Here is a 15,322-nt window from a genome sequence, read left to right as displayed (position 1 = left end):
CATAGGGCCGCGGTTCGTCGCGGCCGAAGGAATCAGGTGCGAAGAGGCCAGCCATGGACCGATCAAGGCGCAACTTCTGCCTCGGCGCCGGCGCCGCGACCATCGGCGCCGCAACGGTGGCGGCAATGCCCGCCAACGCCGTAGTCCCCGGCGCTGCGTCGCTCCGCCGGAACGGCGATCCGGCGCACCGCTGGGCGATGGTGGTGGACGTGGGCAAATGCGTGGGCTGCCAAGCCTGCACGGTCGCCTGCATCATGGAGAACGATGTCCCGGAAAACAGCTTCCGCACCATCGTCTCCACCTACGAGGTGACCGAGCAGGGCAAGGCCGGCAGCTACATGCTGCCGCGCCTGTGCAACCATTGCGAGGACCCGCCCTGCATCCCCGTCTGTCCGACCGGTGCGACCTTCCAGCGCCGGGACGGCATCGTCGTGGTGGACAACACCGTCTGCGTCGGCTGCGCCTATTGCGTCCAGGCCTGCCCCTACGACGCGCGCTTCATCAACCACAAGACCCAGACCGCCGACAAATGCACCTTCTGCGTCCACCGCGTGGAGGCCGGGCTGCTGCCCGCCTGCGTGGAGACCTGCGTCGGCGGCGCCCGCATCTTCGGTGACCTGAACGACCCGGACAGCGCCGTCGCCACCCTGGTCCGCGAGGAGAACCCCAAGGTGCTGAAGCCGGAGCAGGGGACCCAGCCGCGCGTCTTCTACCTTGGCCTCGATCCCCGCTTCCAAGGGAAGGTCGACGGCACGCCGACGCTCTGGCGGCCCAGCGGCGAGACCCACGCCCGAAAGGAGCACGCGTGATGGACAACCACATCGTCGAGGTCATCAACGTGACCCGCGAGGTCGCGTGGCTTCCCTGGGCCGTGCAGTATTTCTTCCTGATCGGCCTGTCGGTCGGCGGACTTCTGCTCAGCCTGCCCGGCTACGCCTTCGCCCAGGAGGACTGGCGCGCGCTGGGGCGCGTCGCCCTGCTGGTGGCGCTGACCTGCGGGCTGGCCGCCCCGGTGGCGCTGCTGTCGGACCTCCACCAGCCCGGCCGCTTCTGGCACTTCTACGTCGTGCTGCGCCCGACGTCGTGGATGTGGTGGGGGTCGATCTTCATCCCCCTCTACGTCACCGGCCTGCTGGTCTATGGCTGGGCGTGCTTCCGCGAGGAGTTGCAGGCGCACGGCCGGGTGGACAGCCGCCTCGCCGCGCTCTATCGGCTGGCGTCGCTGGGCGGCGGGCGCAACGACGCGCTGATCCGCGCCGCCGGTCTGTTCGCCCTGGCCGGCGCGCTGCTGGTCGCTCTCTACACCGGGGCGGAGGTCGCGGTGGTCAAGGCGCGTCCGCTGTGGCACACGCCCTTCCTGCCCGTGCAGTTCCTGCTGACCGCGCTGGCCGGCGCCGCCGGTCTGGTGCTGGTGCTGAACCGCGTCGCCGCCGGCAACGACCGCGCGGTGGAGCTGCGGGCGAACCGGCTGCTCGCCGGCTTCCTGGGCGGGGTCATGCTGGTCGGCGGGCTGTGGCTGGCGCTGGGCCTGTTCGGGCTGGACGCCACCCACGCGGAGGCGCTGGGCAGCGTCGCCGGGTCGGAGGCGTGGCGCGTCACCGCCGTCTGGGCCGTCGCCGCCACCGCGCTGCCCTTCGCCATCGCCGTCGCCAAGCCCGCCGGAACGGGGCTGCTGACCGGGCTGATCGCCCTGCACGGCGCCTGGATGTTCCGCTGGACCGTGTTCATCGGCGGCCAGACCGTGCCGAAGACCGGCGCCGGCTTCTACGACTACGCGCTGCCCGCCGGTCCGGAGGGGCTGCTGGGGATCGTCGGCACGGCCGGACTCTGGCTGTTCCTGCTGATCGTCCTCATCGCCATCCTGCCTTCCCCGCGCCGCCCGGCGCCCGCTCCGGCCCGCGCGCCCCAGGCGCCCGCCGGAACCGTGGCCGCCGCCGAGTGAACGGAGCATCCATCATGTCGATTTCCCGTCGCCTTCTCCTGAAGACCAGCGCCGCCGGCGGCGCGCTCGCCGCCTTCGCGGGTGGCTTCTCTGACACCGGGCGCAAGCTCGTCAAGGGCGCCTGGGCCGGGGACAAGCCCGACCACGCCATCTCCGGCAACGCCCTGGCCCCCGAATTCCGCGTCGATCCGGCGACCGGCGACCTCACCCCGACGCCGGGCCAGATCGTCGCCAACGTCGCCTGCCTCGGCTGCACCACGCTGTGCGGCGTCCGCGTCCGGGTGGATGTCGAGAAGAACACGGTGCTGCGCGTCGCCGGCAACCCCTACAGCCCGCTGTCCACCGATCCCTTCCTGCCCTATGGCACGCCGATCAAGGAGAGCTTCAAGTCGCTGTCGCGGCTGGACGAGAAGGGGCTGAAAGGCCGCTCGACCGCCTGCGGCCGGGGCAACGCGGCGCTGGAGATGCTGACCTCGCCCTTCCGCGTCGCCACGCCGATGAAGCGGGTCGGCCCGCGCGGCTCCAGCCAATGGGAACCCATCGCCTTCGACAAACTCGTGGAGGAGATCGCGGAGGGCGGCGACCTGTTCGGCGAAGGCCCGGTGCCCGGCCTGCGGACGCTGCGCGACCTGAAGACGCCCATCGATCCGGCCGCCCCCGAACTGGGGCCGAAGGTCAATCAGGTGGCCCTGCTGTCGTCGGTCAACGACGGGCGGGAGCCCTTCGTGCGGCGCTTCTTCAATCAGGCGCTGGGGACGATCAACTTCGTCGGCCACGGCTCCTACTGCGGCGGCGCCTACCGCTCCGGCTCCGGGGCGGTGTTCGGCGACGCCAAGAAGATGCCGCACGCCAAGCCGGACCTGCAGAACGCCGAGTTCGTGCTGTTCATCGGCACCGCCCCGTCGAACGCCGGCAACCCGTTCAAGCGGCAGGCCATGCTGCTCGCCAAGGGGCGGACGGACGGCGTTCTGAACTACGTCGTCGTCGATCCGGTGCTGACCAACGCCGACAACCGCGCGGCGGCGGAGCGGTCCAACTGGATACCCATCCGGCCCGGCACCGACGGCGCCCTGGTCATGGGCATGATGCGCTGGATGTTCGAGAACGGGCGCATCGACAGCAACTATCTCGCCCAGCCCAACGGCAAGGCGGCGGAGGCCGCGGGCGAGGCCGGCTGGTGCAACGCCACCCATCTGGTGATCCAGCAGGCGGGCCACCCGCGCGACGGGCGGATGCTGCGCGCCTCCGACCTCGGCTGGGTCACGCTGGGCGAGACGGAGCGCTACGGCGCCAAGGACGCCTTCGTCGTGCTCGACCCCGCCGGCACGCCGGTGGCCCATGACGCCCTGACGGGACCGGCCATGCTGTTCCATGGCGGGACGGTGGCGACCCCGGCGGGCGAGGTGGCGGTGAAGACCAGCCTGACCCTGCTGCGCGAGCAGGCGATGCGGCTCGACCTCGCCGGCTACGCCGACGCCTGCGGCATCCCCGCCGACGTCATCGCCGGTCTGGCACGGGAGTTCACCAGCCACGGCAAGAAGGCCGCCGCCAACACCCACGGCGGCATGATGGCCGGCAACGGTTTCTACAACGCCTTCGGCGTGGTGACGCTGAACACGCTGATCGGCAACCTGAACTGGAAGGGCGGCACCATCTTCGGCGGCGGGCGCTTCCCGGACGAGCAGGACGGCCCGCGCTACAAGCTGGCGAGCTTCCCCGGGCAGGTGAAGCCCACCGGCACGGCCATCAGCCGCCCCGTCCCCTATGAAAAATCCAGCGAGTTCAAGGCGAAGAAGGAGGCCGGCAAGCCCTATCCGGCCAAGGCGCCCTGGTACCCCAACGCCCCGCAGCTCACCACCGAGTATCTGACCAGCGGCGTGGTGGACGGTTACCCGTACCCGCTGAAGGCCCTGTTCCTGTGGAACAGCAACCCGCTCTACGGCATCCCCGGCGTCCGTGCCCAGGTGGAGGCGACGCTGCGCGACCCGAAGGCGCTGCCGCTGATCGTCGCCATCGACCCCTTCATCAACGAATCCACGGCCTTCGCCGACTACATCATCCCCGACACCGTGCTGTACGAGACCTGGGGCTGGGCGGCGCCCTGGGCGGGCGTGCCGACCAAGACCTCGACGGCGCGCTGGCCGGTGGTGACGCCGCGCACCGAACCGCTGCCCGACGGCCGGCACGTCCAGATGGAGACCTTCCTGATCGCGCTGGCGAAGCGGCTGGGGCTGCCCGGCTTCGGCCCGGACGCCATCGCCGACATGGACGGCAACACCCACCCGCTGGAACGGCCCGAGGACTGGTACCTGCGCGGGGGCGCCAACATCGCGTGGCTGGGCAAGCAGCCGGTGCCCGACGCCACGGATGAGGACATCGCCCTGTCCGGCGTCGCCCGCGTCCTGCCGGCGCTCCAGTCGGTGCTGAAGGAGGAGGAGTGGCGCAAGGTCGCCTTCATCCTGGCGCGCGGCGGGCGCTACCAGAACCAGGCGGAGGGGTTCGAGGACGACAAGGCCACCCACCGCTTCAAGGACGGACTGCTGGTCTACAACGAGGCCGTCGGCGCGGCGAAGAGCAGCGTCACCGGCAAGCGCTGGACCGGCACCGCTGCCTGGACGCCCCCGGCCTTCGCCGACGGCACGCCGATGCGGCAGGTCCACACGGCGGAGGACTGGCCCTTCCAGCTCATCAGCTCGAAATCGGTGCTGGTCAGCGCCTACACCATCGCGGCCAGCCGCCTGCGCCACCTGCACCCTGAGAATCCGGTGGGCATCAACGCGGAGGATGCGCGGCGGCTGGGCATCGCAACCGGCGACCGCATCCGCATCGCCACGCCGGGCGGGTCGGAGCTGGCGACCGCCATCGTCCGGCACGGCGTGATGCCCGGCGTGCTCGCTGTCGAGCACGGCTTCGGCCACAAGGAGTTCGGCGCGCGGCCGCACGTCATCGGCGGCCACAGCCAGCCGGTGGTGCCGGAGATCGGGGCGGGGGTGAACATCAACGACCTCGGCCTGCACGACCCGACCCGTCCGGGCGCCTCGGTCTGGGTCGATCCCATCGCCGGAACGGCGGTGCGCCAGGGGCTTCCCGCCAGGCTGGAGCGCGTCGCCGCGGCGTGATCCAGGGATGAGAGGGGAGGGGGAGAAGGGCGGGAGAGAAGGGAAGAACCCGCTGCTCCCCCGACACCCGCAGCGGTGGCCTCGTCCTAAGCGTCGCCCCAGGGGGGAGAGGGGACGGTGGTTCCACCCTCCAGCAGCGCCCGCAAATCCTCCTGGCGGCGGACGGTCCGCACCCCGAGCGTGCCGTCGCGGCCCCGGATCGCCACATCCCGGCGTTCCAGACGCTCCAGCCCCTGGAGCCCCGCCAGCTCGGCGGCCGCGTCGGAGAAGACTACGGTGGCGCCCAGCGTCTTGGTCATCTCCTCCAGCCTCGCGGCGACGTTGCCGGTGTCGCCGATGAACTGCAGCGACCCGTCCTCCGAACAGGCCACCGCCCCGACCACGGCGAGGCCGGAATGCACCCCGGCCCCGAAGGCCAGCGGCTGGTCCAGCTCCTCCGCGAGGTCGCGGCTCAGCAGCTCGATGTCGCGCCACAGGTCGGCGGTGGCACGCAGCGCGTTGGCCGCCGCCGTCGCGGGGTCCTCCTCGTTGGCGAACATGCCCATCACCCCGTCCCCGGCGATGGCGATGACGTAGCCGCCGTGCTTGCGGATCGCATCCGTGACCACCTGGACGTAGCGGGTGACGATGAACAGCGCGTCGAAGGGCAGCCGCTCCGCCGCCAGCGAGGTTGACCCTCGCAAATCCACGAACAGCGCGGTGATCGCCAGCTCCCGCCCGCTGTCCATGGGCGCGGTGACGGCGAAGGTGCGGCCATTGTCCCGCGCCGAGATCAGCGGCGTCACCGACAGCGGCGCCACCGGGCGGAGCTGGCAGGCGAGGCGGACGGCGCGCGGCGCTTTCATCCGCTCCAGCACCGCCCGCTCCGTGGCGTTGGGCGGCGGCAGGGCGTCCACCCCCTCGGTCACGCGGATGCGGCAGGTGGAGCAGCGGCCCCGCCCGCCGCACAGCGCGGTGTGCGGGACGCCGTTGGCGCGGCTGGCCTCCAGCACCGAGGTGCCGCGCGGCACGGTGACGGTGCGCCCGCCGGGATAGGCGATGCGCACCGGGCTGGTCGCCCGCGCCCGCCAGTTGCGGTATTGCCGCATTCCCAGCGTGCCGACCAGCAGCAGGACGTAGGTGTTGAACACGCCGCCGCTGATCGCCGCCAGCGCGGCGCGGTTCTCCGCCTCCGGCGTGCCGGGGGCAGGCGCGCGGAACTGCTCCAGATAGGCGGGGTCGGCGGCGGCCCGGCGCTCGGCGTCCCAGCCGGCGTTGACGATCCCGGCCAGCGCCAGCAGGGGCAGCAGCATGGCGAAGGCGCCGAGCAGCGCGGCGCGGCTCCGGTACCAGGGCTTCGTCATCAGCCAGCCGCGCACCCCGATGCAGCCGTGGATCCACACAATGACCAGCAGCAGGAGCTGGCGCCACAGCAGGGTTTCCGGCGCGGTGATCCAGTAGAGGACGATCGCCCGCGGGTAAGTCAGCGGGTCGTTGTAGAGGTCGTCCGACAGCATCCCGGCCATGCCGTGGGAAATCAGCAGGAGGGGGATGCACAGGCCGAGCCCGAGCTGCCACGCCTCCCCGGCGGGCATGCGCAGGTGGCGGCGCCGGTACAGCGCCCACAGCCCCAGCCCGGCGTGGGTGACGAAGGAGCCGGCGAGCAGCGCCTGCCCCGGCGGCGTGTCCCACACCCACAACAGGGTGCGCCGCGCCACCTCCATCCCCGGCAGCAGCAGCAGCCCGGCGGCGTGGGCCAGGAAATGGGTGATGACGAAGGTGAACAGCGTCAGGCCGGTGAACAGGCGCAACGGGCGTTCGATCCGGCGTTTCATGAACGGGCCCCGGTCATGAACGGCGGCGGGCGGCGGATGGGACGGTCGTCATGTCGGTCGGCGGGCTCGGGCTGTGAAGGTCGGCTTCGGCGTGGCGTCCCCGGGCATCCTATGAGATCATCCCGCGCCATGCCACAGCCGGACATCCACACCCGTTCATGAGGCGCCGGAGCGAAACGCTGGCCGGGGCGGCGCTGTTCCGCTCCCTGTCCCCCGACGAGCTGCGGGCGCTGGAGGACCGTTGCCTCTGGCGCCGGGTGGAGGCCGGGCAATGGATCATCGATTTCGAGGATGAGGGCACCGACGTCTTCGTCGTCGCCGCCGGTCTGGTCCGTGTGACGATCCGCGCGATCTCCGGGCGGACGGTGATCCTGCGCGACATCCCCGCCGGGGAGTTCTTCGGGGAGCTGGCGGCCATCGACGGCAAGGCCCGCTCCGCCGGCATCGTCGCCGTGACCAACGCCACGGTCGCCTGCATGCCCGCCCCGCTGTTCCGCGACTGCATCCACCGCCATCCCGACGTCTGCGATCAGGTGATGGTCCTGCTGGCCGGGGAGATCCGGAAGCTCGCCACGCGGGTGAACGAGTTCAACACGCTGGACGTGCGCCACCGCATCTATTCCGAGCTGCTGCGGCTGGCCCGGCCGGACGGGCGGGGGGAGCACAGCGCGACCATCTCCCCGCCGCCGCCCCACGCCGACCTCGCCGCCCGTGTCAGCACCCGGCGCGAAGCGGTTTCGCGGGAGCTGAGCGCGCTGGAGCGCGACGGGCTGCTGGAGAAGCGGCGAGGGGCGCTGCTGCTTCTCGACACCCGCCGCCTGCGGGACCGGGTCCGGCAGGCGGCGGAGGAGGATTGACGGGGGGTTAGCCCTTCACCGCCTCGGACTCGATGATGACCTGGATGTCGTCGCCGATGTTCGGCACGCCGTACTTCATGCCGAAGTCGGAGCGCTTGATCGTGCCGCGGGCGGAGAAGCCGACCGTCTCCTGCTTGCTGGCCGGGCTGACGCCGTCCTTGTTGAAGGTCACGTCGAGGACCACCGGCTTGGTGACGCCCAGCAGGGTCAGGTCGCCGTGCAGCTTGCCGGTCTTGTCGCCGGTCGTCTCGATCTTGGTGCTCTTGAAGGTCATCTTCGGGAACTCCTTCGCGTTGAAGAAGTCCGGCGACTTCAGGTGCTCGTCGCGCTTGGCGTGGTTGGTGTCGACGCTGGTGGTGTCGATGGTCACCGACAGGCTGCTCTTGTCCGCGGCGTCCTTGTCGAAGGACAGCTCGCCGGCGAACGTGTTGAAGCGGCCCATGGCCTTGGCGAAGCCCAGATGGTCGACGATGAAGACCACGGCGGTGTGGGCCGGGTCGAGCTTGTAGGCGACCGGTGCGGCCTGGGCGGTCAGCGGCAGGGCGACGAGGGCGGACAGGGCGGCGGCGGCGAGAAGACGGTGCATGATTCGGAGTCCTTTGTCGGATGGAACGGGATGAGTGGGGGTGGGTCAGTAGCCGGACACGTCGGAACCGGCGGAGAGAAGGAAGGCGACGCCCACGGCGGCGGCGGCCGGCACCAGGGCGATGGCGGTCAGCGCCACGGTGCCCATGGCCCGGCCCGCGGGGGTGCGCGGCAGGGGCAGCCGGTCGCGCAGCCGGTCGGCGAAGAATGCGGGCAGGACGAGCAGCAGGGCTTCGGCGTGGGCGGAGGAGAAGAAGGTCAGGGTGGCGGCCAGCAGCACCAGGATGCCCAGCGCGGCCTGACCGGCGTTGCCCCAGGCGTGGCGCTCCACCGGCCAGTTCCACAGCAGCAGGCCGCCGGTGGCCGCGGCCAGCGCGAAGGCGAGCTGGGCGACGGAGGCTGAGGCGCCGACCAGCGCCACCCCGCCCACCGCCACCGCGGCGGCCAGCAGGGCGACGCCGGGCGTCGCCACCCCCTCGCCCTCGCCGGCGGTGCGCGTCAGGGCGATCCAGCCGCCGGCCAGCAACAGGACGGCGGCGGTGATGGTGTCCAGGCTTCCCGGCAGCACCGGCAGGGCGATCCACAGCAAGGACGCCGTCACCCAGGCGCCGAGCAGCCAGGTGCCGCGGCGGCGGTCCAGCCCGGCGAGGTCGGCGCCGACGCCGATGACCAGACCGGCCACCGCGCTCCAGAACAGGCGGCCCATGCTGGAGGGCGGGGGCAGGGCGGGCAGGCCGACGATCAGCGCGTAGGCCGCCAGGAAGGCGGCGGCAACACCCGCCGCCGCCAACCGGGGACCCCGCGTGCGCCCGCCGGCGAGACGGACCACACCGACGGCGGCGACGCCGACCACCAGGGGAAACAGGGCGGTCTGCACCACAAGATCATCGAGCAGAGCCATCGTCGGAACACTCCAAGCCGCAGGAAACGGGACGCGGGGCGGAGCCTGCCGGGATGGAACGGTCAGGCCAGCGCTTCGCGGCGCGGCTGGAGAGTGCCGTCACGGCCCGCCGACGCCTGTGCGAAAACGCACATCGCGAACGTGGCGCAAGCGGGTTTTTGGGCGTGAGCGGCGTCGTTGGAGCGGAACGTCGGCTCAGCTCCTTCGTGCCGTCCGTGTCGGGTTGGGGGATGGCCACTACGTTCCAACGGTCGGGGCTGCTCCCTTGTGCAGCCAGTTGCGTATGTCGGTTCAGCGCTCAAAGCAGACAGAGTCGCCTCTTCAATGACTATGAGGCCTGTTCACGAACTCGCGTTATCGACAACGCTTCCTGGAGCATCTATGCTCGCAGCGTAACTTTGTTACTAGATAAGGCGCATTCCAATGACGAGCTATGCATTTTGGAATAATAAGGGTGGCGTTGGGAAAAGCTTTCTGGCGTTTATTGCCTCAACTGAATATGCTCATTTGCATCAAGACAGTGACGTTTATGTAATTGATCTTTGCCCCCAAGGAAATCTCTCCGAGACCCTGCTTGGGGGATTTGATCCAGATGCAAAAGCGCTTTTGGAGCTCACTACTGCGAAGCCGCGACAAACAGTTGCTGGATATCTGGAAGAGCGCTTGAATAGCCCATTCAAAATGATTGATAATATAGATCAATATATCTCTCATCCGAAAAAATATAACTCGAAAATCCCGGAGAATCTGTGGCTCGTATGCGGGGATAACCTTCTTGAAATTCTTGCCGAGGCAATTCGCCAGACTTCGCAATTGTCGGTTCCGTTTGATGCTTGGGGAAAGGTGATTGGGTGGGTCAATGACCTTCGGCAATCTTTGAAGAAGCGTAGCGGTGACCGCGAGGCTATTTTTATCATCGATTGCAATCCAAGTTTTGCCGTGTACACCCAGCTTGGGCTCGCGGCGGCTGACAACGTGGTGGTGCCATTTACCGCAGACGATAGTTCGCGGCGGGGAATTGAGAATGTTATTGCTCTGCTATACGGCGTAGGTGATAAGCATACGGAAACCTACGCTAAAATCAGCTTTGCCAAGAAGGCTATCGATGAAGGCATCTCTCAACCTAAGCTTCACACATTTGTATCAAATCGTGTTACGCTTTATGATGGACAACCCAGCAAAGCTTTTCGTGTTGTAAATGAGCGCGTTAAGGAAACAGTTGACCGAATTCACAAAAGGCATAGGCATTTCTATGCAGTTCCAAAGGAAACTCCAAGCTCTTCATTCGTTCAGATTCCCGATTATCATGGCGCGTGCGTGTATTGTGCAGCCACAGGAACCCCAATTTTTCATCTGACCCCTGGCCCCAAAAGTTTTGATGGCGAACGTGTTCAATTGAACAAAGAGCCGCTTGATAATTACAAGACAGCTCTCAGAAATTTTGTGGAGAGGCTTTAGATCATGAGCAGTTTGTCGCAGACTCGATTTTTATCATCTGTGGCATTGTCCCGTAAAATTCGTGAAACTGCAAAGGATTCTAGGTTGCGGCCAATCAGTCGTGAGCATAAGACAAATTTTTTACATGCAGCATTAGCGGCATATGTAGCAGGATGGGATGCTTATCTGAAGCAGGTGACAAAGGAGTTTGTTCAGAAAATATACAATCCTCATGATGTCGAATTTGCAAGCTTGCATTCCATTTTGGAGCCAATGACGGAGCAAAAGTTAAAGAAATTCAATACGCCAAATTGGGATAATTCTCGAGATTTACTTATTTCATGTACAGGATATGATCCTATTGCGGACTGGGTTTGGCGTGCCGCGCAGTTTAATAGACAGCAATCGCAAGATTTCTTAAATCAAATACTAAAGGTTCGTCATAGCTTTGCTCATGGGTTCTCTATTCCAACCTTTCAATGGACGCAAACACCATCTGGAAAAGTTCAGCTTAATGACCGCTCCCTAGAAAGAGTTGATCGCTTTCTCACTCATTTGGTTATTGCGACAGATATTGGGTTATTAAAGCACGGAAGCCATGCATTTCCAAGCAAAACTCTTTGGTAATCCAAAGCCACCTTTTCCCGTATTAAATTTATTCTTTTAAAATTGCTTTTCTGCCTTCGTGGAAGACTACTATGAGACGTAAAAACGCTTCGAGCCAAAAGCCAATGGATTGGAAAACGTGACTTCCATTTCTGACAAGCGTCCGCTATGAGTCGATATTGTTGAAAAACACCTTGGTGAGGGCTTCATAGCCGTTTCCACACAATAACACATCGTTTTTCTGCCGCCAAAGCAATGCTGCAGCCCGATATGGTCAAGGCAAGACGGAATATTTCTCGTTTCGCCGGGCCGGTGAGTTTTCCAATGCTATCGGTCAGTTTCTGAAGTTTGAGAGTGATCCGTAGGCAATTGCTGAACCAGTGGTGCTCCGCGTCAAGGCGAGCGCCGACCATCCGGGCGTCAACATTGACCAGCGCCGTCACGCAAGGGCTCCGTGCCTGAGGCATCCTTCTCCCCTCCGGGATCGGGAAGCGCCATCAGAATCCGTGGAAGCGGGTGAAGTCGGCGACCGGGGCGCGCTCGGTTTCCAGGCGGTTTTCCGGCGCGTCGGGGTCGGCGTGGCCCAGCGCCATGCCGCTCAGCAGGATGTCGCTGTCCGGAATGTCGAGATGGCGGCGGACGATGCGGTGATAGGTGATGAAGGCGGCCTGCGGGCAGGTGTCCAGCCCGAAGCCCCGCGCCGCCACCATCACATTCTCCATGAACATGCCGACGTCGAGCCAGCTTCCCTGCTCCATCCGCCGGTCCATGGTGAAGAACAGCCCGACCGGGGCGCCGAAGAAGTCGTAATTGCGGGCGTGCTGCTCCGCCATCGCCGCGCGGTCGCCCTTGGCGATGCCGAGCAGGCCGTAGAGGTCCCAGCCGATCTTCCGGCGCCGCCCCAGATAGGGCTCGAACCACTGGGTCGGGTAGTAGGTGTATTCCGCCTCGGCCTGATCGTCCGCCGGGTCGAAATGGGCGGCGCGCAGCTCCGCCGACAGCGCCTCGCGCGCCGCGCCGGCCACCGCGTGGACCTTCCAGGGCTGGATGTTCGAACCGCTGGGCGCCCGGCTGGCGGCCGCGAGGATCTCTTCCACCACGGCGCGCGGCACCGGCTCGGCGGTGAAGGCGCGGACGCTGCGGCGGCTGCGCACGGCCTCCAGGGCCGACAGAGGGCGGGGAGTGGGGTCTTCGGACGCCATGGGCGCGCTCCGCTGCGGACGGTGTCTCATGAACCCTGTCCGGGGAACGGCGGCCCTCTCAGGACCGAGAAGGACGGTCAGGCTGGCAGCAGGCGCTGCACCGCGTCAAGGAGTTGGTCCTCCTCGAACGGCTTTTCCAGGAAGGCGGTCACGCCGGCTTCCCGCGCGCGGGCGAAGGTCGCGGGATCGCCGCGCCCCGACACCATGATGACGGGCAGGCCGTGCAGGGTCGCGCCGAAACGCTCGATGAACTCCAGCCCGCTCATCACCGGCAGGTGCAGGTCGAGGACGAGGCAGCCCGACGGCTTGCCGTTGTACTGGTCCATGAAACTCTGACACGACGCGTAGTCGCGCACTTCGAAGGCACAGGCTTCGAGCAGCGCCTTCATCGAGTCCCGCACCGGCTCGTCGTCGTCGACGATGTAGACGATGCTATCGCCCGGTTCGGCCAAGACTGCCTCCAGCATCGGAAATCACGCGGAATGACGCCCGTCGTCCGGGCGTTACAGGGAAGATAGAAGCCGACCGGCGGTGCCGGAATACGGAGTTCCCCTTATCGGGCGTGGTTTTGATGTGGATCAGTCGCCGCCGGGGCCGTCCGGCGGCCGGACTCACTCCCCTTTGGGGGTGATCCCGGCGGCCAGGGCCATGCGGACCAGCGAGGGCAGGCTGTCGGCGCGCATCTTCTCCATCACGCGGGCGCGGTGGATTTCCACGGTGCGCGGGCTGATGGACAGCTCGAAGGCGATGACCTTGTTCGACTTGCCCTCGACCAGCCATTGCAGCACGTCGCGTTCCCGCGGCGTCAGGCTGGACAGCCGCTCCAGCACCTCCGGAGAGACGGCGGGGGCAGTGGGGGCGGGGGCCGTCGCCTGGGCGGCTGGCGCGGCCGGGGGCGGAACGGCGCGGGCCAGGGCGGCCTTCACGCTGCCGATCAGGGCCTGCTCGTCGAAGGGCTTCTCCACGAAGTCGATGGCGCCGGCCTTCATGGCCCGCACCGCCAGGGGCACGTCGGCGTGGCCGGTCATGACGATCACCGGCAGGCCGCGCCCCTCCTGCACCAGACGCTCCTGCACGTCGAGCCCGCTCATCTGCGGCATCCGCACATCGACCAGCAGGCAGCCGGGACGCGACGGCGCGTCCGATTCCAGGAAGGCGAGGGGGGACGCGAAGCCCTCGACCCGGAAGCCCTCGCATTCCAGCAGGATCACGACGGAATCGCGCACCGCCTCGTCGTCGTCCAGGACGAAGACCGTCATGTCCGACGGGGATAACAGGGGCGGCAAGGGGGTCTCAGGGCGCATCATCCTCTCCGGCAACCGGCACGGTGAAGGCAAAGGTGGCCCCTCCGTCGCCCGGTTCCAACCACAGACGGCCGCCATGGGCCTCGATGATCGACCGGCAGATCGACAGGCCGAGCCCCATCCCCTTCTCCTTGGTGGTCACGAAGGGCTGGAAGAGCTGGGCCAGGACGGTCTCGTTGAGGCCGGGGCCGGTGTCGCGGACGGTGACGCGCATCAGCGCCGCCGACTCCGGGTCGGGGCCGGTGGCGACGGTCAATTCCCGAATCCCCGACTCGGCCATGGCCTCGATGGCGTTGCGGACGAGGTTGAGGACGACTTGCTGGATCTGGATCTTGTCGATCAGCACCGGCCGCTCGTCGCCGCTCATCTCCAGCCGGACATGGACGCCGCGCTCCTTGGCGCCGACCAGGGCGAGGGCGCTGGCCTCCTCCACGACCTTGCCGATGCTCTCCACCGTGTGTTCGGTCTGGCCCTTCTCGATGAAGTTGCGCAGGCGGCGGATGATCTGGCCGGCGCGGGCGGCCTGGGCGGTGGCCTTGTCCATCGTCTCCCGCGCCTTGTCCGCCCCGTCCGGACGGTCGAGCAGGCGCTTGACCGCCTTGGCGTAGTTGATGACGGCGGTCAGCGGCTGGTTCAGCTCGTGCGCCAGGGTGGAGGCCATCTGGCCCATGGCGCTGACCCGGCTGACGTGCAGAAGCTCCGCCTGAAGTTCCTGCAGGCGCTTCTCGGTGGCCTGCCGCTCGGTCAGGTCGCGGATGAAGCCGGTGAAACAGCGGTGCCCGGCCAACCGCACCTCGCCCACCGCCAGTTCCATGGGAAAGACCGATCCATCGCGGCGCAGGCCGGAGACCACCCGCCCGATGCCGATGATCCGGCGCTCGCCGGTCGTCAGGTAATGGTCCATGTAGCGGTCGTGCTGCTCCCGGTAGGGGGAGGGCATCAGCAGGCTGACGTTCCGCCCCGTCACCTCGGCGGCGCTGTAGCCGAACAGCCGCTCCGCCGCTGGGCTGAAGGATTCGATCAGGCCGCGCTCGCTGATGACGATGATCGCCTCGGGCACGGTCTCCAGGATGGAGGTGAGGCGGGCCTCGCGCTCGCGCAGGGCGGTTTCGGCCCGCTTGCGCTCGCTGATGTCGCGGATGATGCCGATGTAGACACCGTCGCCGCCGGCCTCCCGGCAGGCCTCGCCGACCGACAGCTCCATCGGGAAGGTGGTGCCGTCGCGGCGCAGGCCGGTGACCTCGCGCCCGATGCCGATGATGCGGCGCTCCCCGGTCCGGTGGTAGCGCTCCAGATAGCCGTCATGCTCCTCCCGGTAGGGCGGCGGCATCAGCATCTTGACGTTGTGGCCGATCACCTCGGCGGCCGTCCAGCCGAACAGCCGCTCGCAGGCCGGGTTGAAGGTCTGGATGCGCCCTTCGGCGTCGATGATGACGACTCCGTCCGGCACCGTGTCCAGCATGGCCTGAAAGCGCAGCATGAGGTCCGGATTTCCCGTCCCGATATCGTCCGCCATCCCCGTCCCCAACGCCTCTTGTCCCTCGAACCGTTCTTG

General features: G+C 67.3%; 14 protein-coding genes. 6 read left to right on the top strand and 8 right to left on the bottom strand.

Features of this window, described 5'->3' with window-relative positions:
• Positions 1-53: 53 nt before the first annotated feature.
• From dsrO to FBZ83_RS08520, 3 genes are read left to right on the top strand one after another with little or no spacing between them, the layout of a single operon-like run.
• The gene (dsrO, locus tag FBZ83_RS08530; protein WP_145682032.1) at positions 54-809 is read left to right on the top strand and encodes a sulfate reduction electron transfer complex DsrMKJOP subunit DsrO; all 756 of its coding nucleotides are present in this window, start codon (positions 54-56) and stop codon (positions 807-809) included.
• A complete protein-coding gene (gene nrfD / locus FBZ83_RS08525) occupies positions 809-1,942 on the top strand; it encodes an NrfD/PsrC family molybdoenzyme membrane anchor subunit (RefSeq protein WP_145682031.1) in 1,134 nt (377 codons plus the stop codon). The genes dsrO and nrfD overlap by 1 nt, the downstream gene beginning before the upstream one ends.
• Before the next feature lie 14 nt (positions 1,943-1,956).
• Positions 1,957-5,061, top strand: a complete 3,105-nt coding sequence (locus tag FBZ83_RS08520) for a molybdopterin dinucleotide binding domain-containing protein (RefSeq protein ID WP_145682030.1) — start codon at positions 1,957-1,959, stop codon at positions 5,059-5,061.
• A gap of 86 nt (positions 5,062-5,147) precedes the next feature.
• Here the strand turns inward: FBZ83_RS08520 and FBZ83_RS08515 are convergent, their stop codons facing one another.
• Positions 5,148-6,875 (bottom strand): adenylate/guanylate cyclase domain-containing protein, encoded by a 1,728-nt coding sequence (locus FBZ83_RS08515; protein ID WP_145682029.1) that lies wholly within the window; start codon positions 6,873-6,875, stop codon positions 5,148-5,150.
• 158 nt (positions 6,876-7,033) lie between these two features.
• On the opposite strand from FBZ83_RS08515, the gene FBZ83_RS08510 reads away from it, so the two are divergent.
• Positions 7,034-7,732 (top strand): Crp/Fnr family transcriptional regulator, encoded by a 699-nt coding sequence (locus tag FBZ83_RS08510; protein WP_145682028.1) that lies wholly within the window; start codon positions 7,034-7,036, stop codon positions 7,730-7,732.
• A gap of 7 nt (positions 7,733-7,739) precedes the next feature.
• On the opposite strand, the gene FBZ83_RS08505 is transcribed toward FBZ83_RS08510, so the two are convergent.
• Positions 7,740-8,318, bottom strand: a complete 579-nt coding sequence (locus tag FBZ83_RS08505; RefSeq protein WP_145682027.1) for a YceI family protein — start codon at positions 8,316-8,318, stop codon at positions 7,740-7,742.
• 45 nt (positions 8,319-8,363) lie between these two features.
• Positions 8,364-9,218, bottom strand: a complete 855-nt coding sequence (locus tag FBZ83_RS08500) for a hypothetical protein (RefSeq protein WP_145682026.1) — start codon at positions 9,216-9,218, stop codon at positions 8,364-8,366.
• 423 nt (positions 9,219-9,641) lie between these two features.
• Here FBZ83_RS08500 and FBZ83_RS08495 point away from each other — a divergent pair, with 423 nt between their 5' ends.
• Positions 9,642-10,676, top strand: coding sequence for a ParA family protein (locus FBZ83_RS08495; protein WP_145682025.1), 1,035 nt, complete (start codon positions 9,642-9,644; stop codon positions 10,674-10,676).
• A gap of 3 nt (positions 10,677-10,679) precedes the next feature.
• The gene (locus FBZ83_RS08490; protein WP_145682024.1) at positions 10,680-11,282 is read left to right on the top strand and encodes a HEPN domain-containing protein; all 603 of its coding nucleotides are present in this window, start codon (positions 10,680-10,682) and stop codon (positions 11,280-11,282) included.
• 185 nt (positions 11,283-11,467) lie between these two features.
• On the opposite strand, the gene FBZ83_RS08485 is transcribed toward FBZ83_RS08490, so the two are convergent.
• From FBZ83_RS08485 to FBZ83_RS08465, 5 genes are all read right to left on the bottom strand, one after another.
• Entirely contained in the window at positions 11,468-11,704 is a 237-nt protein-coding gene (locus FBZ83_RS08485) for a hypothetical protein (RefSeq protein ID WP_145682023.1), read from the bottom strand.
• Between the two features lie 54 nt (positions 11,705-11,758).
• A complete protein-coding gene (locus FBZ83_RS08480) occupies positions 11,759-12,463 on the bottom strand; it encodes a nitroreductase family protein (protein WP_145682022.1) in 705 nt (234 codons plus the stop codon).
• A 77-nt stretch (positions 12,464-12,540) separates the two neighbouring features.
• Entirely contained in the window at positions 12,541-12,915 is a 375-nt protein-coding gene (locus tag FBZ83_RS08475; RefSeq protein ID WP_114862073.1) for a response regulator transcription factor, read from the bottom strand.
• A gap of 159 nt (positions 12,916-13,074) precedes the next feature.
• A complete protein-coding gene (locus tag FBZ83_RS08470) occupies positions 13,075-13,749 on the bottom strand; it encodes a response regulator transcription factor (protein ID WP_432612488.1) in 675 nt (224 codons plus the stop codon).
• A 7-nt stretch (positions 13,750-13,756) separates the two neighbouring features.
• On the bottom strand, positions 13,757-15,247 hold the full coding sequence (locus FBZ83_RS08465) for a PAS domain-containing sensor histidine kinase (RefSeq protein WP_145682021.1): 1,491 nt from the start codon (positions 15,245-15,247) through the stop codon (positions 13,757-13,759).
• Between the last annotated feature and the right edge of the window lie 75 nt (positions 15,248-15,322).

The sequence above is a fragment of the Azospirillum brasilense genome (genome assembly GCF_007827815.1).
Classification (GTDB): domain Bacteria; phylum Pseudomonadota; class Alphaproteobacteria; order Azospirillales; family Azospirillaceae; genus Azospirillum; species Azospirillum brasilense_C.
This window is presented reverse-complemented; position numbering and strand designations above follow the sequence as displayed.

What these genes read in the sequence shown, in the direction of transcription:
- FBZ83_RS08510 (WP_145682028.1), top strand. Translation starts at nt 7,034, where the DNA reads ATGAGGCGCCGGAGCGAAACGCTGGCCGGGGCGGCGCTGTTCCGCTCC.
- FBZ83_RS08465 (WP_145682021.1), bottom strand. Translation starts at nt 15,247, where the DNA reads ATGCTGCGCTTTCAGGCCATGCTGGACACGGTGCCGGACGGAGTCGTC.
- FBZ83_RS08490 (WP_145682024.1), top strand. Translation starts at nt 10,680, where the DNA reads ATGAGCAGTTTGTCGCAGACTCGATTTTTATCATCTGTGGCATTGTCC.
- FBZ83_RS08520 (WP_145682030.1), top strand. Translation starts at nt 1,957, where the DNA reads ATGTCGATTTCCCGTCGCCTTCTCCTGAAGACCAGCGCCGCCGGCGGC.
- nrfD (WP_145682031.1), top strand. Translation starts at nt 809, where the DNA reads ATGGACAACCACATCGTCGAGGTCATCAACGTGACCCGCGAGGTCGCG.
- FBZ83_RS08515 (WP_145682029.1), bottom strand. Translation starts at nt 6,875, where the DNA reads ATGAAACGCCGGATCGAACGCCCGTTGCGCCTGTTCACCGGCCTGACG.
- dsrO (WP_145682032.1), top strand. Translation starts at nt 54, where the DNA reads ATGGACCGATCAAGGCGCAACTTCTGCCTCGGCGCCGGCGCCGCGACC.
- FBZ83_RS08505 (WP_145682027.1), bottom strand. Translation starts at nt 8,318, where the DNA reads ATGCACCGTCTTCTCGCCGCCGCCGCCCTGTCCGCCCTCGTCGCCCTG.
- FBZ83_RS08480 (WP_145682022.1), bottom strand. Translation starts at nt 12,463, where the DNA reads ATGGCGTCCGAAGACCCCACTCCCCGCCCTCTGTCGGCCCTGGAGGCC.
- FBZ83_RS08500 (WP_145682026.1), bottom strand. Translation starts at nt 9,218, where the DNA reads ATGGCTCTGCTCGATGATCTTGTGGTGCAGACCGCCCTGTTTCCCCTG.
- FBZ83_RS08495 (WP_145682025.1), top strand. Translation starts at nt 9,642, where the DNA reads ATGACGAGCTATGCATTTTGGAATAATAAGGGTGGCGTTGGGAAAAGC.